Here is a 22445-nt window from a genome sequence, read left to right on the forward strand (position 1 = left end):
TCGCCGGGCATGGCCCGGCGCTACCTTCCGGCTCAGGGCTTGGCTTTCTCCGGCAACCGGTACAGCTCTTTCTCGTAAGCCAGCGTGCCCCACATGGCATAGGCATGTGCGCGCCGTGCCAGCTCCGGCCGCAGTGGGTGTGGCTGCAGCTGATCGGTCGCCGGGTCGTAGCGGAATCCCTGCGCCGGCTTGTCCGGCTGCAGGATGGCGACGTCGTTGCCCTCCATCCATGCCAGGTTGCGGTCGTACTGCATCAGCGCGCGGCCCGGTTGCAGCCGCCGCATGTCGGTCAGGTCCTGGCCCACCAGCGGCGTGGGGTCGGCGATGCCCAGCAGCGACAGCAGCGTCGGCGCCAGATCGATCTGGCTGACGATGCGGGTATCCCGCCGCGGTTCGATGCCGCCGCCAAGGATCAAGCCCGGGATATGGAAGTTGGCGATGGGCACCATGTCCTTGCCGAACACGCGCGAGTCATGGTCGGCCACCACCAGGAACACGGTGTTTTCCCAGTACGGTGAGGCCATCGCCTTGCGGAAGAATTCTCCCAGCGCGTGATCGGCGTACTTGGCTGCATTGTCGCGGGTCTGCTTGGGCTGCTCGTACAGTTCGATGCGGCCGTCCGGGAACTCGAACGGATCATGGTTGCTGGAGGTGAACACCAGGCCGAAGAACGGCTTGCCCTGCGCATTCAACTGCTGGAACTGCTCATCGGCGCGGTTGAACAGATCCTCGTCCGATGCCCCCCATGATCCGACGAACGTCGGCGTGCGGTAGTCCTTGCGATCCACGATGCGGGTGAAGCCATTGGCGAGGAAGAACTCGCGCATGTTGTCGAAGTGACTTTCGCCGCCGTAGTAGAAGCCGGTGTCGTAGCCATGCCGGCCCAGTACATCGGCCAGGGTGAAGAAGCGTTGGCGGCTGGCCGGCAACTTGACTACCGATTCGGCCGGGGTCGGCGGGAAGCCGGTCAGCACCGCTTCGATCCCGCGCACCGAACGCGTACCGGTGGCATACAGCCGCTCGAACGCCCAGCCCTGCTTGCTCAGGCGGTCGTAATGCGGCGACAGCGGCCTCCCGCCAAGGCTGCCGATGAACTGTGCACCGAGGCTTTCTTCCAGCACGATCACCAGGTTGCGCGGCTTGCCCTGGTGCAGCGGTGGACGCAATGCCAGGCTCGGCAGCGCCTCGGACACGTACGCCGTGGCAGGCAGGCCACTGGTCGCGTGCAGCTCGTCGACCACCTGCGCCAGCGGCAGCTCGCCATAGATGCGCGAGGTCTCGCTGCGGGCGGCCAGCTGGCGCGCCGCATAGCCGACGGTGTACAGCGAGTTGAGTGGCAGCACGTTGACGGTGGGGTCGGTGGAGAACGCCACCAGCGCCGGATTCAACGGCCGATGGCCGAGGCTCGAACGCACACCCATCGCCGCCAGCAGCAGCACCAGCACCGCCAGCGGCAATCGCCACAGCCACCCGGCTTCGGCCACGGCCGCCGGGCGGGTTTCCACCCAGCGACGCGAGCCACGCAACAGCGCCCAGCACAGCACGATCACGGCGACCACTTCGATCACCACCGCCAGCAGATGCCCCCGCAGCAGCGTCATTCCGACTTCTTCGGGGTAGATCAGATACTCAAGGAACAAGCGATTGGGCCGCAGGCCGTACTCGGCCATGAAGCTTGGCGTGGCCAGTTCCATGAACACCAGCAGCACGCTTGCCACGATCAGCCACCCGCGCAGGACATGCCTCCAGGCGCGGCCCAACCGTCCTTCGACCGGCAACAGCAGCGACAGCACTGCCGGGATGCCAAAGAGCAGGCACAGCGTGGACACGTCCACACGCAGTCCCTGCAGGAAAATCGTGGACCAACCGTCGGCAGCACTGACCCGCGCGGCATGCCACAGCGCCAGCCCCAGCCGCGACAGCGACAGGGCCACCAGGCCAAACAGGAAGAAGGCGGCGATCGGACACAGACGCCGGTACAACGACAGCAGCACAGCTCGAGGCATGAAAGGAATCCTGGAATGGAACAACGGAGACCCTCGCCGCGTCCCTGGCAGCGGGCTACATCGACCAACGTGTTACCTGACACCATCGCCAGCGCCCGATCAGGCCACGACAGTCGTCGGCAGCGGTTCCCCAACCGCCCCCGGCCTCAGCTCCGGCCGGGCATCCCGCCAGACACAGTCCAGCGCAGTGATCGCGCACAATACACTGTGATGACCGTCTACTTCGACGGCTTTCGACATCTGAACCCTTTCCCCCTGCCCGCCATGGCGCGCAGAGGGCGCCCCCTAGCGCTGCCAGTGCTCCAGCACCGCCGCACAATCGGCCAGGTGCCAGCAGGCCATGTCCGGCCACGGGTTGTCCGGGGCATTGACCAGCAGGGTGCGCGTGCCCGCGGCGCGGCCGCATTCCAGGTCGAAGCGGTAATCGCCCACCATCACCACCTGCGCCGGATCCACCTGCCAGCGCTGCAGGAAGTACTGCAGGCCGTCCGGCGAGGGCTTGGGCTCGGCTTCGTCGCGGCCGATGATGTCCTCTTCGGCAAACACATCGCCCAGCCCGATCGCCTGCAGCGTGACCTGGGCCAGGTTGCGCACGTTGCGGGTGAGGATGCCCAGCCGGCAACCGGCGCCCTGCAGCGCACGCACCAGCGCCACCGCGCCCGTCGCCGGCACGGAGGCCGCGGCCAGTTCACGCTCGTGGGCCAGCAGCCAGGCATGCTTGGCACTGGCCTCTGCAGCGGGCAGAGCAGCCAGGTGGGTGAGGATGTCGTCCCGCGCCGGAATCGCCAGTTCGCGCTTGATCCGCGCGAAATCATGCATCGCCACGGTCAACGTGCCATCCATGTCGAACACCCAGTGCCGGATTGCCGACAACGCCGGTACTGCCCTGGCGTCCACCACGGGTACCGCCAGGGTCATCGCCACCACGCCGGCATGCGGCTGGCGTCGATGCCACCGGTCTCGAACACCGCAGTACGGGTGCCACCGGCCTTGACCGGGAACTCGATGCTGATCGACTTGCCCTTGGCTGCCAGCTTCCACAGCGCTTTCTGGTCAGTGATGAACAGGGCGATGGCTTCATCGGTCTTCGGCCGCCAGGCGGCCATGGAAATCGGCTTGCCGTCGTCCACGGTCACCTTCACCGTGCACTGCGGGCAACGGAAATCGCCGGCCTGCAGCACCAGGTAGGCATGCCGCTTCCACTCCGGATGATCGCGGAACACCAACTGCACCGGCTTGGCACCGCTGCCATCCACGTCCACCCGTTCCTTGCTGTAAATCTGTGCCGAGACCTGGTTGCCCTTGCTGCCGACCGGGATCTGGTTGTACTGCCACAGCCCCTGCATGCGGCGCAGGTCGCGCGCGGCATCGCCCTTGGCCTTTACTTCGTCGAAGCCAGCCGCGATGCGTTCGGCGGCGGCGGTGTCCTTGTACTGGTCCAGCAGCGAGGCACCATGTAGGCGCGCACGCTCCCAGTCCTGCGCGGCCACGGCCATGTCGTACTGCTTGGCCACGTCCTCGGCCTTGGCTTCCTTCTGTGCCTGCACGGCGGCCGCGGCGGCTTCCTGCGCCTTGCGCTCTTCCTCGGGGTTGCTGCAGGCAGCCAGAGCCAGGGTGCAGGCGGTGAGCAGGATCAGTCGTTTCATGGCGGAGGTCCTTCGTGTTTTCGCATTTCTGTAGAGTCGAGCCATGCTCGACTGGCGCTTCAACAGCAGTCGAGCATGGCTCGACTCTACAAAAAAAGCGCCGGGGGTTGCCCGGCGCTTCTGCTTACTTGGCTTCAGCCTTGGACAGCATGTCCTGCACCGAGCCGGTGGTGATCGGGTGGTAACCCGGCTTGGCCTTCTCGAAGGCCTGCTTGGCCAGCTCCAGACCCTTCGGGGTCTTCACCAGTTCGGCGTAGATCGGCAGGATCAGCTTGCGACGGCCGACGCGCTCGATGAATGCTGCGGCGCCTTCATTGGCCTGCTCGTAGCCGCTGCGGATCGCCAGCGGATACCAGCGCATGGCGATCTCGCCATTCGGGGTACCGGTGAAGTGGAACGCCTTGTCCAGCGTGGCCAGCTTGTCCAGCGGCTGGGTCGCGCCCAGGCCGTCGATGAAGCGCACCCATTCCTGCGTGCTCCAGTCGGCGATGACCTGGCTGCTCGGCACGGTGCCGGCGCTGGCAAAGGCGATGCCTGCGGTATCGACGCTGCTGAAGTTGCGCGACTGCGCCTTGGCCGCGAACGCCGGGATGCCCGGCTCGTCCAGCCACGCCTTCAGTTCGGCATCGGTCACTGCCGACGGATTCTTCGGCAGCAGGTTCTTCTTCAGATACTCCACGAACTGGTCGGTGTTCGCGCTCTGGAAGGCGTGGTCATCGAACCAGCCACGCAGGAACGGATCGAAGGTCTCGCGGCCGAAGCGCTGTTCCAGGAACTCCAGGAACCACGAACCCTTGACGTAGGCGACCTGGCTCAGGGCTTCGTCAGGGTCACGCTCGTTCAGCGGCGGCAGCGCCAGCGCCTGGTCGGCCGGGCTCATGTCCTTCACTTCGGCCAGCAGATCGGTCTGGTCGATCTGCTTCTCCATCTCGGCCATCTCCTTGCCGTACAGGGCTTCGGTGATGCGGCCCTGGACGTAGGTGGTGAAGCCTTCATTGAGCCAGATGTCCTTCCAGCTGGCGTTGGTCACCAGGTTGCCCGACCAGCTGTGCGCCAGTTCGTGGGCCACCAGCGAGACCAGCGACTTGTCGCCGACGATCACGGTCGGGGTGGCGAAGGTCAGGCGCGGGTTCTCCATGCCGCCGAACGGGAACGACGGCGGCAGCACCAGCATGTCGTAGCGGCCCCAGCGGTATTCGCCGTACAGCTTCTCGGCGGCACCGATCATCTTCTCGGTGTCTTCGAATTCCTTGGCGGCCTTGTTGACCATGGTCGGCTCGGCCCAGACGCCGGAGCGGCCGGAGATCGGCTCGAACACCAGGTCACCGGCAGCGATGGCCAGCAGGTAGGACGGAATCGGCTGCGGCATCTTGAAGGTGTAGTCACCGTCACGCGCGGCCTTCGGATCGTTGTCAGCGCTCATCAGCACCATCACGTCCGGGCGCGAGACCACGTGCGCGCTGTAGGTGAAGCGCACGCTCGGGGTGTCCTGCAGCGGCACCCAGGAACGGGCGTGGATGGCCTGCGACTGGCTGAACATGAAGGGCAGCTTCTTGCCCTCGGTCATCGACGGCGCCAGCCACTGCAGGCCCGAGGCGGTCGGTGCGGTGTGGTAGGTCACTTCCACCTTGGCCGGCTGCGCCGGGGTCTCGATGGTCAGCTTGCTGCCGAACACCTTGTCGACCGGGGCGAGCACGAACTGCAGCGGGCTGCGCGCGCCATCGGCGGCGATCGCCTCGACCTTGGACACGCTCAGCTCGCGGGTGTCGAGCACCAGCTGCTTGGCGTCCTTCTGTTTCCACTCCAGGGTGTAAGTGGCGGTGCCGCCGATCTGCTTCTGGTCGAAGTCCAGCTTCAGGTCCAGCGCGATGTCCTTGATGACGACCTTGTCCGGCTCGGCATAGGAGCTTTCGTCGTGGCTGCGGTTTTCGGCGTTCACGGGAGCGGCGGGGGCCTTTTCGGCAGTCGGGGCGGCGGCGGGCGCGGCCGCCTCCTGGGAGCAGCCGGCGGCCAGGGCCACGGCCAGCGGAAGGAGCATCAGCGGATTACGCATGAATCGGGACCGTTACGGGGATCAGACCCCCAATGGTACCTCCCTCCGGCCCCGCAGGCGTTGCGCGGTGCGGGGTAATGGCGGGCGGGGCCGCCTGCTCGCCGGGCATGGCCCGGCGCTACCGGGGGTGCCGGGACGTTGCGTGGTAGCGCCGGGCCATGCCCGGCGACCTTCAAGGCTTAAAGCTTGTAGCCGGAATGGATCGAGACGATGCCGCCGGTCAGGTTCTTGTAGTGGCAACGCTCGAAACCGGCCTGCCCCATCATCGCCTTCAGCTCTTCCTGCGGCGGGTGCTTGCGGATGCTCTCGGCCAGGTACTGGTAGCTGTCCGAATCGTTGGCGAACAGCTTGCCCAGCTTCGGCAGGATCTTGAACGAATGGAAGTCGTAGATCGGCTTGAACCAGTCGGCGGTGACTTCGGAGAACTCCAGCACGCGGGCCTGGCCGCCGACCTTCAGCACGCGGTACATCTCGCGCAGGCCGGCGTCCTTGTCGGTCACGTTGCGCAGGCCAAAGGCAATGGTCACCAGGTCGAAGCTGTTGTCCGGGAACGGCAGGGCTTCGGCGTTGCACTGCACGTAGTCCAGGCCGAGCACCAGGCCGCGGTTGGTCAGGCGGTCGCGGCCGACCGACAGCATGCCGGCGTTGATGTCGCCCAGCACCACCGAACCTTCGACGCCGACGCGCTCTTTCAGCAGCGCGGCGATGTCACCGGTGCCGCCGGCCAGATCGAGCACGCGGTCACCCGGCTTCACCTGCGCAGTGGCGACGTAGTAGCGCTTCCACGCCCGGTGCACGCCCATGCTCATCAGGTCGTTCATCAGGTCGTAGTTGCGCGCGACCGACGTGAACACCTGGCCGACCAGCTTCTGCTTGTCCTTGGCGGCGACGTCGCGGAACCCGAAATGGGTGGTACCGGATTTGTAGGGGGATTCGCTCATGCCCCGATTATCGCACCGCCGGGGGCCATCGGCACCCCCTGCCCGTATCATGGCGGGCCATGACTTACCGGAGCCCCGCATGATCACCACGCCCGACTACCAGGCCCTGCTGCAGACCGCCATCGCCGAAGCCCGCCAGGGCCTGGCCGAGGGTGGCGTGCCGATCGGCGCGGCGCTGTACCACAACGACGGCCGTCTGCTTGGCTGCGGCCACAACCGCCGCGTGCAGGAAAGCGACCCGTCAGTGCATGGCGAGACCGATGCCTTCCGCAAGGCCGGCCGCCAGCGCCGTTACCAGGACACCATCATGGTCACCACCCTGGCGCCGTGCTGGTACTGCTCGGGCCTGGTGCGCCAGTTCAACATCGGCACCGTGGTGGTCGGCGAATCGCGCACCTTCCAGGGCGGCATCGACTGGCTGCGCGAAAACGGCGTCAAGGTGATCGACCTGGACAGCCAGGAATGCGTGGACCTGCTGGGCGGCTTCATTGCGCAGCACCCGGAGATCTGGAACGAAGACATCGGTGAATGAACACCGCGCAGCCTCCTGTTGAACCCGCTTAATGAACGCTTCAGTGCCGGCACATCCTTGTGCCGGCAGCGTTTGCGGCAATCGCCGTGAACCGGTGCACAGTCAGTTGCCCTGCATGCACACGCGCCGGTAACACCCCAGCCCGCCATCGCACCTAGGGTGGAATGACCGGGGCCCCTTTCCCCGGCGGAGCCAGCCATGTGCGCGCTCGCCCTACGCTCCACGCCCGACCCGGCCCTTGCCGGCATCCGCGACCGATTGACGCAGCAGTTCGCGCTGCATCGACGCACCGCGCCGTTCTGGACCGCTTACCAGGGATTGCAGCAGGAAGTGATCCACGCCCACCCGCGTGATCATGTCCGGCTGTGCAACGCCATGGCCGACATCGCCGAAGACCTCGGTGCAGTGACCCACGCGCAGCTGCTCGATGGCAACACCGGCTGCACGCCGCGCTGACGCGGCATGCACCGGCGCATACGCCACACTGCGATGAACCCCCACTCCCGTCCACCTCAACCGATTGGATCGACATGCACGCTGAAGTTCCCACCATTCCCCCGGTCATCAATGTCGATGCCGAGCTTGATCACTGGCGCCGCCAGCATGCCGACGGCGCACTACCGCACAACTCGTTCGGTTCGTACGTGCCGTGGATCAAGTTCGCCTGCGATTCGCTGATCACCCAGCCGCGCGCAAGCAATGCCCAGCGCGACGAGATGTTCCAGACCCAGTACGCGCTGCAGATCATGCCGCGGCTGAGCGAGTCCCAGGCCCGCGAGTTCGTCGACCGCTGCTGGCAGCATGTCTACCAGACCAGCCCGGTGCGGCTGCAGGACGCTCCGCGCCTGCGCGCCTGAGCCGATCCACGGCTGCACGGCCCCTGCACGGGCCACTGCCGATCATCCTCGTCATCTGAGTAGGACGACGACGATGAAAGCAAGAAACCTGTTCAATACGATCGCCAAGAAGGCTGCGGCCGCCACCGGTTCGCCGTGGACCTTCCTGGCTGCGGTGATGATCGTGGTGATATGGGGCATCAGCGGGCCCGTGTTTGGATTCAACGACACCTGGCAGCTGGTGATCAACACCGGCACCACGATCATCACCTTCCTGATGGTGTTCCTGATCCAGCACACGCAGAACGCCGATACCGCGGCGATGCAGATCAAGCTGGACGAACTGATCCGGGCGACGGCCGAAGCCAACAACGAGCTTCTGGACCTGGAGGAATTGGACGAAGAGCGCCTGGAGGAGATCCGCGCCGAATACGAGCAGATGGCGCGCGAGGCCGGTGACGCACTGGCGCGCGTACGCGCCTGCCATGCAGCGCGGCGCGACGATGAAGCGGTGTAGCAGGTCCTGAAATGACAATGCCGGCCAGCGGCCGGCACTACCATCGATCATCAAGGTAGAGCCGGCCGCTGGCCGGCTGTCCTTCAGCTGCGTTCGTGCCAGCCGCCGCCCAGCACCTTGTACAGGGTGATGCGGTTGGACTGCTGGGCCAGCTGCGCCTGCAGCTGCGTCTGCTGCGCGTTGTAGGCGGTACGACGCGCGTCGAGCAGGGTCACGAAGCTGTCCAGGCCAGCGTCATAGCGTGCCTGCGACAGGCGGTTGGCCTGCTCGGCAGCCTCGACCAGGCGCTGCTGCGAAGCGACCTGTTCATCCAGGCTGACATTCAGCGCCAGTGCGTCGGCGGTCTCGCGGAAGCCCACCTGGATCGCTTTCTCGTACTGCGCCAGCGCAATGTCACGATCGGCATTGGCGATGGCCAGGTTCGCGCGCAGCTTGCCGCCCTGGAAGATCGGCAGCGTGATCTTCGGCAGGAAGCTCCATACACGGGTGCCACTGTCGAACAGGTTGGACAGTTCGTTCGAACCGCTGCCGATGCTGCCGGTCAGCGAGATGCTCGGGAAGAACGCCGCGCGCGCCGCACCGATGCTGGCGTTGGCGGCCAGCAGCTGATGCTCGGCGGACATGATGTCCGGGCGTTGCAGCAGCACGTCGCTGGGCAGCCCGGCCGGCGGCGGCGCCAGTGCCAGCAGGCTCGGCGCGACAGCGTCGGGCAGCAGCGCCGGGTCGAGCTGGCCACCGGCCAGCAGCGCCAGCGCGTTGCGGTCCTGGGCCAGCTGGCCACGCAGGCGCGCGGCATCGGTGCGTGCGGTTTCGACCAGGGTGCGGGTCTGGGTCAGCTCCAGTGCCGAACTGCCACCGCGTTCGTGGCGGGCCTCGGCCAGGCGCAGCGAATCCTCGTAGGTCTTCAGCGTCGCTTCGGCGATCTTCAACCGCTGCGCGTCCGCCCCGTAGGTCAACCACGCGGTGGCGGTCTCGGCCACCAGGCTCAGCTGCGCGTTGCGACGGTTCGCAGCCACGGCGAAGTACTGCTGCAGGGCGGCCTCGCTGAGATTGCGCACGCGACCGAACAGGTCCAGCTCGAACTCGGCTACGCCAACACCGGCAGTGAACTGCTCGGTGACGCCAGCGTCCGTACCACGGCGATCCATCTGGCCGGTAACGGCCACGCCCGGCACGCGATCAGCGCGCTGCACGCGGTACTGGCCACGCGCACGTTCAACATTGAGCACCGCCACACGCAGGTCGCGGTTGTTCTGCAGGGACTGGTCGATCACCTGCTGCAGGCGCGCATCGGTGAAGAAGTCGCGCCAGCCGACGGCGGCGACGTCAGCCACCTGGCCCTGCGCGGCCTCGGCCGGCCACTGCGCCGGAATGGCAGGCGCAACGGCGGTGTCCTTCGGCACCAGGGTGGAGCAGCCGGCGAGCGCGAGCACGGCGGCAATGGAAAGAAACAGGGATGCACTTTTCATGGGAATGACTTCCATCGGTACTGCCGGATGGCAGGAGGTAGTGCCGGCCGCTGGCCGGCAACCTCGTTGGATTCACATCACGCGAGCAGTAGGTGCCGGCCAGCGGCCGGCACTACCGTTTCAGGTCACGTCGTGGACTTGCGCTTGAACACGCGCTGCACCACGACGAAGAACAGCGGCACGAAGAACACGCCGAGCACGGTGCCGACGACCATGCCGCCGAGCACGCCGGTGCCGATCGCCTGCTTGGCGCCGGAACCGGCACCGGTGGAGATCGCCAGCGGCAACACGCCCATGCCGAAGGCCAGCGAGGTCATGATGATCGGACGCAGGCGGTCACGGACCGCATGCATCGTCGCTTCGATCAGCCCCGCGCCCTTCTCCAGATGCTCCTTGGCGAATTCGACGATCAGGATCGCGTTCTTGCTGGTCAGGCCCACCGTGGTCAGCATCGCCACCTGGAAGTAGATGTCGCGCTCCATGCCGCGGAAGGTATTGGCCAGCACTGCACCGAGGATGCCCAGCGGCGCCACCAGCAGCACCGAAGTCGGCACGCTCCAGCTTTCATACAGGGCGGCAAGGCACAGGAACACGATCATCAGCGACAGCGTGTACAGCAGCGGCGTCTGCGAACCGGCCTGGCGTTCCTGGTAGGACATCGCCGTCCACTCGACACCGAAGCCCTGCGGCAGCTGCTTGGCCAGCTGTTCGATCTCGGCCATCGCATCACCCGAGGCCACGCCCGGCGCCGGCTCACCCTGGATCTCGGTGGCCGACACGCCGTTGTAGCGCTCCAGGCGCGGCGAACCGTAGTCCCAGCGCTTGCTGGCGAAGGCGCTGAACGGAACCATCTCGCCCTTGTCGTTCTTCACCGACCAGAGATCAAAGTCCTCCGGCACCATGCGGAACGCCTGGTCGGCCTGCACGAACACGCGCTTGACGCGGCCGCGATCGACGAAGTCATCGATGTACGAGCTGCCCCACGCGGTGGCCAGGGTGGTGTTGATCTGGTCGATCGACAGCCCCAGCGACGTCGCCTTGGCCACATCGATATCGATGCGGAACTGCGGCGTGTCTTCCTGGCCGTTCGGACGCACGTTGGCCAGCTTGCTGCTCTGGGCGGCCAGGCCCAGCAGCTGGTTGCGCGCCGCCACCAGGGCTTCATGGCCCTGGCCGCTGTTGTCCTTCAGGAAGAAGGTGTAACCCGAGGCGGTGCCCAGTTCTGGAATGGCCGGCGGCGGGAAGGCGAAGATGAAGGCATCCTTGATCTGGCCCAGTGCTGCCATCGCGCGGCCGGTGATCGGCATCACGCCGTTGTCGGCATCACGGTCCTTCCAGTCCTTCAGCTTGACGAAGGCCATGCCCGCGTTCTGGCCCATGCCGGCGAAGCTGAAGCCCTGCACCGAGAACACCGACTCGACCGCGTCCTTCTCGTTTTCCATGAAGTGCTTTTCAAGCGCGGCGATCGACTCCAGCGTGCGCTCCTGGGTGGCACCGACCGGTGCCTGCACCAGCGCCATCAGCACGCCCTGGTCTTCATTGGGCAGGAACGAGCTGGGCAGGCGCACGAACAGCACGCCCATCAGCAGGAACAGTGCGGCGACGATGCCCATGAACCGCCACGGGCGATGCAGGATGCCGCGCACGCCACGCTGGTAGCTCTCGCTGGTGCGGTCGAAGCCACGGTTGAAGCCATTGAAGAAGCGGCCCGACCAGCCCTTGTGTGCAACGTGGTGCTCGCCCTTCTTCAGCGGCTTGAGCATGGTGGCGCACAGTGCCGGGGTCAGCACGATCGCGACCAGCACGGACAATGCCATCGCCGAAACGATCGTGGCCGAGAACTGCCGGTAGATCACACCGGTGGAGCCGCTCATGAAGGCCATCGGCACGAACACCGCCGACAACACCAGACCGATACCCACCAGTGCGCCGGTGATCTGGCCCATCGACTTGCGGGTGGCCTCCAGCGGCGATAGTCCTTCTTCGGACATGATGCGCTCGACGTTCTCCACCACCACGATGGCATCGTCCACCAGCAGGCCAATGGCCAGCACCATCGCGAACATGGTCAGCATGTTCACCGAGAAGCCCAGCACCGACAGCACGCCGAAGGTACCCAGCAGCACCACCGGCACGGCGATGGTCGGGATCAGGGTGGCGCGGAAGTTCTGCAGGAACAGGTACATCACCACGAACACCAGCACGATCGCTTCAAGCAGGGTCTGCACCACGCCCTTGATCGACACGCGCACGAACGGAGTGGTGTCGTACGGGATCTCGGCCTTCAGGCCGGCCGGGAAGAAACCTTCCAGTTCCTTCAGGGTTGCATCGACACCGGCAGCGGTATCCAGCGCGTTGGCGCCGGTGGCCAGGGTAACGGCCAGGCCGCTGGCCGGCTGGCCGTTGTAGCGGGTGACGAAATCGTAGGACTCGGCGCCCAGCTCGACGCGGGCGACATCGCCCAGGCGCAGTTCGGCACCGTCCTGCGCGCCGCGCACGATGATGTTGCGGAACTGTTCCGGGGTCTGCAGGCGCGACTGCGCATTGATGGTGGCGTTGAGCTGCTGGCCCTTCACCGACGGCGCACCGCCCAGCTGGCCAATGGCCACCTGCGCGTTCTGGGCCTTGATCGCGGCAGTCACTTCCGGCACCGACAGGCCATAGGTATGCAGCTTGTTCGGGTCCAGCCAGATGCGCATGGCGTACTTGCCACCGAAGACCTGGATGTTGCCCACGCCCGGCACGCGGCTCAGACGGTCAACGACGTTGGAACCGACGTAGTCGGCGATGTCGTTGGCATCCATGCTGCCGTCTTCGGACACGAAGGCGATGACGTTCAGGAAGCCCGAGCTGGACTTGGCCACGTTGATGCCCTGCCGCTGCACTTCCTGCGGCAGCAGCGGCATGGCCAGCTGCAGCTTGTTCTGCACCTGCACCTGGGCGATGTCCGGGTTGGTTCCGCTCTCGAAGGTCAGGGTGATGGTGGCCTGGCCATTGGACGAGCTGTTGGAGGAGAAGTAGATCAGGCCATCCAGGCCCTTCATGTTCTGCTCGATGATCTGCGTCACCGAGTCTTCGACCACCTTGGCCGAAGCACCCGGATAGCTGGCGCTGATTTCCACCGCCGGCGGTGCGACGTTGGGGTACATCGAGATCGGCAGCTTGAACAGGGCCAGGCCGCCGGCGAGCATGATGATGATCGCGATGACCCACGCGAAGATGGGTCGATCGATGAAGAAACGTGCCATGGGGTTCTCCGCTTACTTCGCGCCTGCGGCCGCAGCTGCAGGTTGGGCGGCAGCCGGCTTGGCCGGAGCGGCACCCTGTTCGGTGACGTTCACGGGCATGCCCGGGCCGATCTTCTGCAGGCCTTCGACGATGACCTTGTCGCCGGCCTTCAGGCCGTCCTCGACCAGCCATTTGTCGCCAACCGTGCGGCTGACCTTGACCGGGCGCGCTTCGACCTTGTTGTCCTTGCCGACCACCATGGCGCTGGTGTCGCCCTTCGGATCACGGGCGATGCCCTGCATCGGCACCAGCACCGCATCACTGCGCACGCCGCCGCCGATCACGGCGCGCACGTACATGCCGGGCATCAGCAGGCCATCGGGATTGTCGACCTTGACCCGCAGCCCGAAGCTGCCGGTGGCCGGATCGACGCTGACTTCGGAGAACTCCAGCGTGCCCTTGTGGGCGAATTCGCTGCCGTCTTCCATCAGGATGCTGACCGGGGTCTGCTGGTTGTCCTGCAGGCGGCCGGCGGCCAGTTCGCGGCGCAGCTGCAGCAGCTCGGCCGAGGACTGGGTGAGGTCGACGTAGATCGGGTCCAGCTGCTGCACGGTGGCCAGCGCGGTGGCCTGGCCGGCGCTGACCAGCGCGCCCTGGGTGACGCTGGACTTGCCGATGCGGCCGCTGATCGGCGCGGTGATGCGCGCGTAGCCGAGGGTGACGTTGGCCGCATCCAGCGATGCCTTGGCGGCACCGACGTCTGCTTCGGCCTGCTTCTGCGCAGCCACGGCGTTTTCCAGATCCTGCTGGCTGACCGCGTCGACCTTGGCCAGCTCGGTGATGCGCTTGGCGCTCAGGCGGGCGGCATTGGCAGTGGCTTCGGCACGGGCCAGCTGCGCGCGGGCGCTGTTGGCCTGGGCGCGATAGCTGGCGTCCTCGATCTGGTACAGCGGCTCGCCGGCCTTGACCATTCCGCCTTCGGTGAACAAGCGCTTGGCGACGATGCCATTGACCTGCGGGCGCACTTCGGCGACCAGGAACGCATTGGTACGACCCGGCAGTTCGCGGGTCAGGCCCACGGTTTCGGACTTCAGCGTTACCACGGTGACATCGCCCGGGCCCTGCTCGGGGGCCTGGGGTTGGCCGCCACAGGCAGCCACGGTCGCGGCGATCGCCAGCGACAGTGCAAAGGGTCGGATTCGGCTCAGCAACATGACGGAAAGGCTCTTGAAGGAAAGGGTCTCAGCCAGCGCTGATACGGCGGACCCTCCACCAGAACTAGTGAAGACCGTGCGAACAGCGCCCACCCGATGCGGCGTGGGGGCCGGACTGGCCTGCCACGCACACGACGGCAATGATGGGAACGAAATATACATACATGCGTGTTTGTTTGTAAACAGGTACAATTCAGCCACGTTTCACCCGCACTCGTACCTACCCATGGCCCGCAAGACCAAAGAGGACACCCAGGCAACCCGGGAAGGCATCCTTGACGCCGCCGAAGCCTGCTTCCATGAACACGGCGTGGCCCGTACCACGCTGGAGATGATCGGTGCCCGTGCCGGCTATACCCGTGGCGCGGTCTACTGGCACTTCAAGAACAAGAGCGAGGTGCTGACCGCGATCGTCGAGCGCGTGCACCTGCCTTTCATGCAGGAACTGGAGCGCACCTCCACCGACCAGCGCGACACCCCGGTGCACGACCTGCGCGCGGTGATGATCCATTCGTTCATCGAGCTGTCCGAGGACGAGCGCCTGCGCAAGACCATGGAGATCATGCTGCGCAGCGATGCCTCCGCCGATACCAAGGTACTGACCGAACTGCAGCAGGCTGGCTTCCGCGATGCGCTGGACCGGATGGAGCGCGCCCTGCGCCGTGCGCAGGACCTGGGCCAGCTGCGCGAAGGTGCCGACCCGAAGATCGCCGCACGCATGCTGCATGCCACGGTACTGGGCGTGCTGCACGGGGCGATGGTCGAACCGGACCTGATGGACCTCAAGCGCGATGGCATGCTGGCACTGGACATGACCCTGGCCGCCTACGTGAAGGAAGGCGTGTTCGTGCCGGGCACGGTGCCCGAACCCCTGCCGGAAGCGTGAGCGGCGTTGCTGCCGCCACTACGGCCCCCATCTGAGGACGGCCCCATGATCCTGGACAATGTGGTGTGGGGTTTCATCGGTTGCGGCAGCGTCACCGAGAAGAAGAGCGGCCCCGCTCTGGCCGGCACGCCCGGCTCACGGGTGGCCGCGGTGATGCGCCGCAATGCGGCACTGGCCGAAGACTACGCACGGCGCCATGCGATTCCCTGCTGGTACACGGAGGCCGATGCGCTCATCGCCGATCCGGAAGTGAACGCGGTGTACGTCGCAACGCCACCCTCGACGCACATGCAGTACGCGTTGCAGGCGATTGCCGCGGGCAAGCCGGTCTACATCGAGAAGCCGATGGCCATGGACCATGACCAGTGCCAACGCATCATGGAGGCCAGCGCACGCAGCAGCGTGCCGGTGTTCGTGGCCTATTACCGCCGCGCCCTGCCCCGCTTCGAGAAGGTGAAGCAGCTGCTGGACAGCGGCGCGATCGGTGAACCGCGCAGCGTGCGCGCCACCCTGCATCGACCGCATTCGGCGAACGCTGCGTCGCCGGACTTCTGGCGGACCAATCCAGCAATCTCCGGCGGCGGCCTGTTCGTTGATCTGGGCTCGCACACCCTGGACCTGCTCGATCATCTGCTCGGGCCTTTGACCGATGTGCGTGGCCTGGCCAGTTCGCAGGCAGGCGCGTATGCCGCCGAGGACAGCGTCTCGATGTGCTTCCGTGCCGGTCGCGGGGTGCATGGCATCGCGCAGTGGAGTTTCTGCGCGTTCCGCCGCCAGGATGAGGTCGAGATCACCGGCGACCAAGGTCAGCTGCGCTTTGCCACCTTCGAGGATGTTCCGGTAGTGCTGGAGACCGGGGCCGGCGTGCAGGCGTTCGACATCCCGAACCCGCCGTCGATCCAGCAGCCGTTGATCGCCACTCTGGTGGATGAGCTGCGCGGCAACGGCCACTCGCCGTCGAACGGCGCCAGCGCCGCCCGTACCAATGCGGTGATGGACCAGGTGCTGCAGGCCTACCGAACGCAACGGTAGCGCCGGGTTGACCGCGCCCAGGTAGCGACGGGCCATGCCCGGCGAGCACGCAGCGCGACCTGCGTCGGGTAACACCAACATCGGGCCGAACAGCCGCCGGGCATGGCCCGGCGCTACCGGAAGCCCAACGAAAAGGCCGCCTTGCGGCGGCCTTCTGTGTTGCAGCGGCCGGGGTCAGAGCCCTCGCCACGGCGAGGGATCCGACCCCATCGGATAGCGGCCTTCTGCGTTACAGGATGTAGCGGCTCAGGTCCGGATCCTGCACCAGCTCGCCCAGGTGCGTATCGACGTAGGCGCTGTCGATCACCAGGGTCTCGCCATCACGGTCCGGCGCTTCGTAGCTGAGCGAATCCAGCAGCCGCTCCAGCACGGTGTGCAGGCGGCGGGCACCGATGTTCTCCTGGCGTTCGTTCACCTGGAAAGCGATCTCGGCCAGGCGATCGATGGCATCGGCGGTGAAACTGACCTTGACGCCCTCGGTGGCCAGCAGCGCTTCGTACTGCTTGGTCAGCGCGGCCTTCGGCTCGGTCAGGATGCGCACGAAGTCGTTCTTGCTCAGCGCACCCAGCTCGACGCGGATCGGGAAACGACCCTGCAGCTCGGGAATCAGGTCGCTGGGCTTGGCCAGATGGAATGCGCCGGAGGCAATGAACAGGATGTGGTCGGTCTTGATCGTGCCGTACTTGGTGGACACGTTGGAACCTTCCACCAGTGGCAGCAGGTCGCGCTGCACGCCTTCGCGCGAGACGTCGCCACCACCCACGTTGTCACCACGCTTGGCGACCTTGTCGATCTCGTCGATGAAGACGATGCCGTGCTGCTCGCAGGCTTCGATCGCCGCGGTACGGATGTCGTCCTCGTTGACCAGCTTGCCGGCTTCTTCTTCGATCAGCAGCGGACGCGCGGCCTTGATGGCCAGCGTGCGCTTGTGCGCCTTGGCGCCGCCGCCGAGGTTGGCGAACATCGACTTCAGCTGCTGGCCCATTTCCTCCATGCCCGGCGGGGTCATGATGTCCATGCTGACGTTGGCGGCCAGGTCCAGCTCGATCTCGCGATCGTCCAACTCGCCATTGCGCAGCATCTTGCGGAACTTGATGCGGGTCTCGTTGTCCTGTGCCGACGGCTCGTTGCGCGCCACTTCCGGATCGAAACCGATGCCGCCACTACGACGCGGCAGCAGCGCATCGAGGATGCGGTCTTCGGCGCGTTCTTCGGCCTGGGTACGCACGCGCACCTTGGCCTGTTCGCGGTAAAGCTTCACTGCGGTATCGGCCAGGTCACGGATGATCTGCTCGACGTCCTTGCCGACGTAGCCGACTTCGGTGAAGCGGGTTGCTTCGACCTTGACGAACGGCGCGTTGGCCAGCGTGGCCAGGCGGCGTGCGATCTCGGTCTTGCCGACGCCGGTCGGGCCGATCATCAGGATGTTCTTCGGCATCACTTCATTGCGCAGCTCAGGCACCAGCTGCATGCGGCGCCAGCGGTTGCGCAGGGCGATGGCCACCGCACGCTTGGCGTCGTGCTGGCCCACGATATGCCGGTCCAGCTCCTGCACGATCTCGCGCGGGGTCATGGTGGCGGAGGAAACTTCGATCTTCGACATGGATGTGCTCACGAATTCGTTGTCTACGATGCCGGAACCGAACGGCCCCGGACGGTAGCGCCGGGCCATGCCCGGCGAATCTGGAATGTCTGTGACGGGTTCCCCGTCACAACTCCTCGACCACCACGTTGCGGTTGGTATAGATGCAGATGTCGCCGGCAATGCCGATCGCTTCACTGGCGATGGTGCGCGCATCCAGTTCGGTGTGCGCCATCAGCGCGCGGGCGGCCGACAGTGCATAGGAACCACCGGAACCGATGGCGATGATGCCGTCCTCCGGCTCGATCACATCACCGGTGCCGCTGATGATCAGCGAGGTTTCCTTGTCGGCCACCGCCAGCAGGGCTTCGAGCTTGCCCAGACGGCGCTCGGTGCGCCAATCCTTGGCCAGCTCGACCGCAGCGCGCTGCAGCTGGCCGTGCTTTTCCAGCTTGGCCTCGAACAGCTCGAACAGGGTGAAGGCATCGGCGGCGGCACCGGCGAAGCCGGCCAGCACCTGGCCGTCACGGCCAAGGCGGCGCACCTTGCGCGCATTGCCCTTCATCACGGTGTGGCCCAGCGTGACCTGGCCGTCGCCGGCAATGGCCACATGCTCGCCGCGACGGACGCAGACGATGGTGGTGGCGTGGAAAACGTTGGGATTCTGACTGGGGTCCATGCGGCCTCCGATAGCTGTTCACGGGAGATGGGGACAGCGCCGGGTGCGATCAAGCCTGTGCGGATGGCTGCCGTTCAGCGCTTGGCCGCGCCCCATCGACAGGAGGGCGCCTTTCTGACGAGCGCATCGCAATGCGCGCGGATCCCACCGCCCGAACGTGGAACACCTGCCGTTCAGCGTTTTGCCTGCGACGGCCGATCCGGATTCGGCTCGATGCCCCAGGCGATGTACCAGTCCTCGCCCTGCGTCTCGATCGGATGCTGGGTGCGGCCGGAACCATTGCCGCAGGCCAGCGCATCAGCCGCGCAGTAGCGGTCGCAGCCCCAGCAGATGCGCTCGGGGTGTTTGGGGTGCAGCGGGATGGGCTTCGCCATGGCAGGCGGTTTCCTCGTGGCCTGCGGCCACGGTGCGCCGGTTGCGCCCGCCCTGCCCTGATCCAGATCAAGGGCGGTCTATTCCGGTAGCGCCGGGCCGTGCCCGGCGAGCACGCAGCGCGGACCGCGTCGCATGCACGGGAAATGGATCACACAGCCGCCGGGCATGGCCCGGCGCTACCCCTCCTTGTCGTCCTTGCTGCGGCGCTTGGCGCGTGGATGCGCGGCGTCGTAGACCTTGGCCAGGTGCTGGAAATCAAGGTGGGTATAGATCTGGGTGGTGGCGATGTCGGCGTGGCCGAGCAGCTCCTGCACGCCGCGCAGGTCGCCGGAGGATTCCAGGATATGGCTGGCGAAACTGTGCCGCAGCATGTGCGGATGCACGTGCTTGAACAGGCCCTGGCGCTGCGCCAGCTGGCGGATGCGGATCTGTACCGCGCGTTGGCTGATCGGCCCGTTGCGGCCGGGAAACACCGGCATTGCCGGGCCACCACCACTTTCCGCACGCCATGCCTGCAGCGCTTCGCGCGCCGGCCGGCCGAACGGCACCCGGCGCTGGCGATTGCCCTTGCCCATCACGTTGACCAGGCCGCTGGCAAAATCCAGGTCGCGCCAGGTCAACGCACACACTTCGCTCAGGCGCAGGCCGGAGGAATAGAACAGTTCCAGCAACGCACGATCACGACGGCCGAGTTCACCCTCGGGCTCCAGTTCAACCAGCTGCACGGCTTCATCGGCATCGAGCACCTGCGGCAGCCGGCGTGGCGCGCGTGGCGCCTTCAGCGTCGCCGCCGGATTGACCTCGATACGGCCGTGCTTGAGCAGCCAGGCATAGAAGCTGCGGCAGGCGGACAAGCGGCGCTGCAGGCTCTTGGCCGACAGTCCGCGGCGGTGTTCGTCGGCAACGAACTGGCGCAGCGTTTCGGCATCGAGTGCTTCCACCGCCATGCCACGCGGCTCGGCCCACACCGACAGCGCGTCCAGGTCACGGCGGTAGGCATCGAGCGTATGCGCCGACATCCGCCGCTCCACCTGCAGGTGCTGCAGGAAGGCCTGTACCGCGCTCATCGTCGTGCCCTGCTCAGCCCGGGAAGCGCTTCAGGCCGGTGACCAGCGCATCGCCCATCATGCGCAGGAACAGCGTGCCCATGCCCGGGTAGAAGCGGTTCGGGTCATGACTGCCGACCGCGATCAGGCCTACGCCCGGCAGTGGCAGCAATGCGGTGGTCTGCACTTCTTCGCTGCGTACGCCATACAGCACGGCGTTCTTTTCCGGCTGCAGGCGGCCACAGATCGGCTCGCCGTCCTTCAGGCAATCGCGGAACGGACCGAGCTGCGCATCATCGGCGGCGATCACCTGCAGCCAGTCGGCCTGTTCCAGTCCTGCCACCGGCGTGTGCACCACCAACCGCACCAGGTCGCCGGCGAAGTCTTCCTGCAGCGAGGCGGCCATCGCACGCAGGGTGTCGGCGGCGTTGTCCTGCTTCATCAGCGCCAGGGTCAGCTGGTGCGTACGCACCGCCAGACGCTCGTTGACCTGTGCGGTTGCGCCCAGATCGGCCAAGCGTCGCGCCAGCTCGCGGTTCTTCTCGCGCAGCACTTCCAGCTGGTAGCTGGCCAGCGACGCGGTCGGGCCGTCATCGCGGGGCACCACCAGGGTCAGGGCCAGGTCCGGGAACTGCTTGAGGAAGCCGGGATGACGCCGCAACCAGGCAGCAACTTCGTGGGCCCCGAGCTTGTCGACGGTTTCGGTCATGCGATCCACTCCCCTTCGAAGACGAATGCGGTCGGGCCGGCCATTACCACCGGCTGGCCATCGCCCGGCCACTGGATGCGGAGGTCACCACCGGGCAGGCTGATGCGCGCATCGCGCTGCAGGCGGCCACGCTGCATCAGGGTCACCGCAGCGGCACAGGCACCGCTGCCGCAGGCCAGGGTTTCGCCAACGCCGCGCTCGAACACGCGCAGGCGTGCATGCGCGGGGTTCATCACCTGGGCGAAGCCCACGTTCACCGAACGCGGGAACGACGCATGCTGCTGCAGCAGCGAACCGACGCGCTCGACCGGTGCGGCATCGATCAGGCCGACTTCAATCACCGCGTGCGGATTGCCCATCGACACGGCGGCAAAACGCACGGTCTCGCCCTGCAGCGGCAGCAGGTATTCCTCGCGCGGATGGGCGAAACCCACCAACGGCACGTTGGCCGGCTCGAACGCGGGCACACCCATGGTCACCGCGTAGTGGCCATCGCCCAGCACCTTCACTTGGTGGCTGGCCAGCGGGCTGTCGATGACGAACGCATCGCCCTGTGCACTGCCCTCGCGCACCAGCCAGGCGGCGATGCAGCGCGCGCCGTTGCCACACTGTTCGGAATTGGAACCATCGGCATTCCAGATCCGGTACGAAGCCACCGAGCCTTCCGCACGCGGCGCTTCGATGGTCAGGATCTGATCGCAGCCGACACCGGTGTGGCGATCGGCCAGGCGCGCGGCCAGCTCGGGCGTAGGTGGCACGGTGCCGTCACGCAGGTCGATCACTACGAAATCATTGCCTGCGCCATGCATCTTGCTGAAGCGCAGGGCCTTGGAACCGGCCTTACTCATTCCCGCTGCCCACCTTCTTCGCGGGCGCAGGCGCCGGCTGGGTCGTCGGCGCGGCCGGGTCCACGGTCGTGGCCGGGGTGCCGGTGCCCTGGGTCTCCGCCGGAGTCGCCTCGTTGGCGGGCTCGGCAACCGGTTCGACCAGTTCTTCCACCGGCACCGGCTTCTGCGGCAGTACCAGCGGGCCCTTGTTGCCGCAGGCGGCGAGGAGCAGCAGCGAAGCCGCTGCCAGCGGAATCAGGATGGCGTTTCGATGGGGGATCTTCATGCCCCGAGTATAGCCATTGGCGGCTGAGCGGTTGGTGCAGGGTGCCGTGCCGCGCATCCGCCGGGCATGGCCCGGCGCTACCGCAACCGGGCCCGCTGGTAGCGCCGGGTCATGCCCGGCGAGGGACGCTATTCGGGTGGTGGCAGCGGCCGGGTCCACAACCAGATCGCCACCACGGTCATGCTGCCGATCGAGAACCACTTCACCCAGGCGATCGGCACGCACCACAGCATGATGCCGGCGCACACCGCCATGGTGATCGTGGCCATCCACTTGCCATAGCGGCTGACCGCGCCATGCGCCTGCCAGTTGGCGATGGCCGGGCCGAAGCGCGGATGTTGCAGCAACCAGTTGTGCAGGCGCTCGGAACCACGCGAGGCAGCCCAGGCCGAGATCAGGATGAATACGGTGGTCGGCAGGCCTGGCACGAAGATGCCGACGATGCCGGTGCCGAGGCTGACGTACGCCAGCAGCCACCAGGCCCAGCGGAAACGTACCGGCCGGACCGGCGCGGACGATGCTTTGGCAACAGGTGGGTCGGGCTGGCTCATCGCACAAGGATACCCAGAGCGGTGGCGGCG

Annotated in this window: 22 protein-coding genes; 6 read left to right on the forward strand and 16 right to left on the reverse strand. The window is 66.4% G+C overall.

Going from position 1 to position 22445, the window contains the following annotated elements; all coding sequences use genetic code 11:
• Positions 1-32: 32 nt before the first annotated feature.
• The 5 genes from AC3ITW_RS18840 to ubiE all read right to left on the reverse strand — a co-directional run bounded on the left by AC3ITW_RS18840 (position 33) and on the right by ubiE (position 6646).
• On the reverse strand, positions 33-2006 hold the full coding sequence (locus tag AC3ITW_RS18840; RefSeq protein ID WP_012512133.1) for an LTA synthase family protein: 1974 nt from the start codon (positions 2004-2006) through the stop codon (positions 33-35).
• Between the two features lie 285 nt (positions 2007-2291).
• Entirely contained in the window at positions 2292-2924 is a 633-nt protein-coding gene (locus AC3ITW_RS18845; protein ID WP_006392943.1) for an HAD family hydrolase, read from the reverse strand.
• Entirely contained in the window at positions 2921-3652 is a 732-nt protein-coding gene (locus AC3ITW_RS18850; RefSeq protein ID WP_032972976.1) for a lipoprotein, read from the reverse strand. Before AC3ITW_RS18850 ends, AC3ITW_RS18845 begins: the two co-directional genes overlap by 4 nt.
• A 124-nt stretch (positions 3653-3776) precedes the next feature.
• Positions 3777-5705, reverse strand: coding sequence for a M1 family metallopeptidase (locus AC3ITW_RS18855; RefSeq protein ID WP_489389836.1), 1929 nt, complete (start codon positions 5703-5705; stop codon positions 3777-3779).
• A 179-nt stretch (positions 5706-5884) separates the two neighbouring features.
• On the reverse strand, positions 5885-6646 hold the full coding sequence (ubiE, locus tag AC3ITW_RS18860; protein ID WP_012512137.1) for a bifunctional demethylmenaquinone methyltransferase/2-methoxy-6-polyprenyl-1,4-benzoquinol methylase UbiE: 762 nt from the start codon (positions 6644-6646) through the stop codon (positions 5885-5887).
• Between the two features lie 79 nt (positions 6647-6725).
• On the opposite strand from ubiE, the gene AC3ITW_RS18865 reads away from it, so the two are divergent.
• The 4 genes from AC3ITW_RS18865 (at position 6726) to AC3ITW_RS18880 (ending at position 8531) form a co-directional block, all read left to right on the forward strand.
• On the forward strand, positions 6726-7178 hold the full coding sequence (locus AC3ITW_RS18865; RefSeq protein WP_012512138.1) for a nucleoside deaminase: 453 nt from the start codon (positions 6726-6728) through the stop codon (positions 7176-7178).
• 198 nt (positions 7179-7376) lie between these two features.
• Positions 7377-7634 (forward strand): hypothetical protein, encoded by a 258-nt coding sequence (locus AC3ITW_RS18870; RefSeq protein WP_006393103.1) that lies wholly within the window; start codon positions 7377-7379, stop codon positions 7632-7634.
• A gap of 74 nt (positions 7635-7708) precedes the next feature.
• Positions 7709-8035, forward strand: a complete 327-nt coding sequence (locus AC3ITW_RS18875; RefSeq protein WP_006393104.1) for a hypothetical protein — start codon at positions 7709-7711, stop codon at positions 8033-8035.
• Between the two features lie 73 nt (positions 8036-8108).
• Positions 8109-8531, forward strand: a complete 423-nt coding sequence (locus tag AC3ITW_RS18880) for a low affinity iron permease family protein (RefSeq protein ID WP_006393106.1) — start codon at positions 8109-8111, stop codon at positions 8529-8531.
• Positions 8532-8614: 83 nt separating this feature from the next.
• Here the strand turns inward: AC3ITW_RS18880 and smeF are convergent, their stop codons facing one another.
• The 3 genes from smeF to smeD form a co-directional block, all read right to left on the reverse strand.
• On the reverse strand, positions 8615-10015 hold the full coding sequence (gene smeF / locus AC3ITW_RS18885) for a multidrug efflux RND transporter outer membrane subunit SmeF (protein ID WP_141651044.1): 1401 nt from the start codon (positions 10013-10015) through the stop codon (positions 8615-8617).
• A 110-nt stretch (positions 10016-10125) separates the two neighbouring features.
• Positions 10126-13248 carry a multidrug efflux RND transporter permease subunit SmeE gene (smeE, locus tag AC3ITW_RS18890; protein ID WP_100435270.1) on the reverse strand — a complete coding sequence of 1041 codons (3123 nt, stop codon included), beginning with the start codon at positions 13246-13248 and terminating at the stop codon, positions 10126-10128.
• A 12-nt stretch (positions 13249-13260) separates the two neighbouring features.
• Positions 13261-14442, reverse strand: a complete 1182-nt coding sequence (smeD, locus tag AC3ITW_RS18895; protein ID WP_006393237.1) for a multidrug efflux RND transporter periplasmic adaptor subunit SmeD — start codon at positions 14440-14442, stop codon at positions 13261-13263.
• 226 nt (positions 14443-14668) lie between these two features.
• Between smeD and smeT the strand changes: the two genes are divergently transcribed.
• Both smeT and AC3ITW_RS18905 read left to right on the forward strand, forming a co-directional pair.
• On the forward strand, positions 14669-15328 hold the full coding sequence (gene smeT / locus AC3ITW_RS18900) for an efflux transporter SmeDEF transcriptional repressor SmeT (protein WP_012512143.1): 660 nt from the start codon (positions 14669-14671) through the stop codon (positions 15326-15328).
• A gap of 45 nt (positions 15329-15373) precedes the next feature.
• Positions 15374-16360: a Gfo/Idh/MocA family protein gene (locus tag AC3ITW_RS18905; RefSeq protein ID WP_012512144.1), complete on the forward strand. Its 987-nt coding sequence runs from the start codon at positions 15374-15376 to the stop codon at positions 16358-16360.
• Between the two features lie 229 nt (positions 16361-16589).
• Here the strand turns inward: AC3ITW_RS18905 and hslU are convergent, their stop codons facing one another.
• The 8 genes from hslU to AC3ITW_RS18945 form a co-directional block, all read right to left on the reverse strand.
• A complete protein-coding gene (gene hslU / locus AC3ITW_RS18910) occupies positions 16590-17963 on the reverse strand; it encodes an ATP-dependent protease ATPase subunit HslU (RefSeq protein ID WP_012512145.1) in 1374 nt (457 codons plus the stop codon).
• A gap of 106 nt (positions 17964-18069) precedes the next feature.
• Complete coding sequence (gene hslV / locus AC3ITW_RS18915) at positions 18070-18621, reverse strand: ATP-dependent protease subunit HslV (RefSeq protein ID WP_005411093.1); 552 nt, start codon at positions 18619-18621, stop codon at positions 18070-18072.
• A 173-nt stretch (positions 18622-18794) separates the two neighbouring features.
• Positions 18795-18995, reverse strand: a complete 201-nt coding sequence (locus tag AC3ITW_RS18920) for a DUF3079 domain-containing protein (RefSeq protein WP_006393300.1) — start codon at positions 18993-18995, stop codon at positions 18795-18797.
• Between the two features lie 177 nt (positions 18996-19172).
• On the reverse strand, positions 19173-20063 hold the full coding sequence (gene xerC, locus AC3ITW_RS18925; RefSeq protein WP_012512146.1) for a tyrosine recombinase XerC: 891 nt from the start codon (positions 20061-20063) through the stop codon (positions 19173-19175).
• 13 nt (positions 20064-20076) lie between these two features.
• Positions 20077-20751 (reverse strand): DUF484 family protein, encoded by a 675-nt coding sequence (locus AC3ITW_RS18930; protein WP_006393359.1) that lies wholly within the window; start codon positions 20749-20751, stop codon positions 20077-20079.
• Positions 20748-21599, reverse strand: a complete 852-nt coding sequence (dapF, locus tag AC3ITW_RS18935) for a diaminopimelate epimerase (RefSeq protein ID WP_006393360.1) — start codon at positions 21597-21599, stop codon at positions 20748-20750. The genes AC3ITW_RS18930 and dapF overlap by 4 nt, the downstream gene beginning before the upstream one ends.
• Positions 21592-21864, reverse strand: coding sequence for an LPS translocon maturation chaperone LptM (gene lptM / locus AC3ITW_RS18940; RefSeq protein WP_012512147.1), 273 nt, complete (start codon positions 21862-21864; stop codon positions 21592-21594). Before lptM ends, dapF begins: the two co-directional genes overlap by 8 nt.
• A gap of 128 nt (positions 21865-21992) precedes the next feature.
• Entirely contained in the window at positions 21993-22415 is a 423-nt protein-coding gene (locus tag AC3ITW_RS18945) for a YbaN family protein (protein ID WP_012512148.1), read from the reverse strand.
• Between the last annotated feature and the right edge of the window lie 30 nt (positions 22416-22445).

This window comes from Stenotrophomonas sp. KH_052 (genome assembly GCF_057838755.1).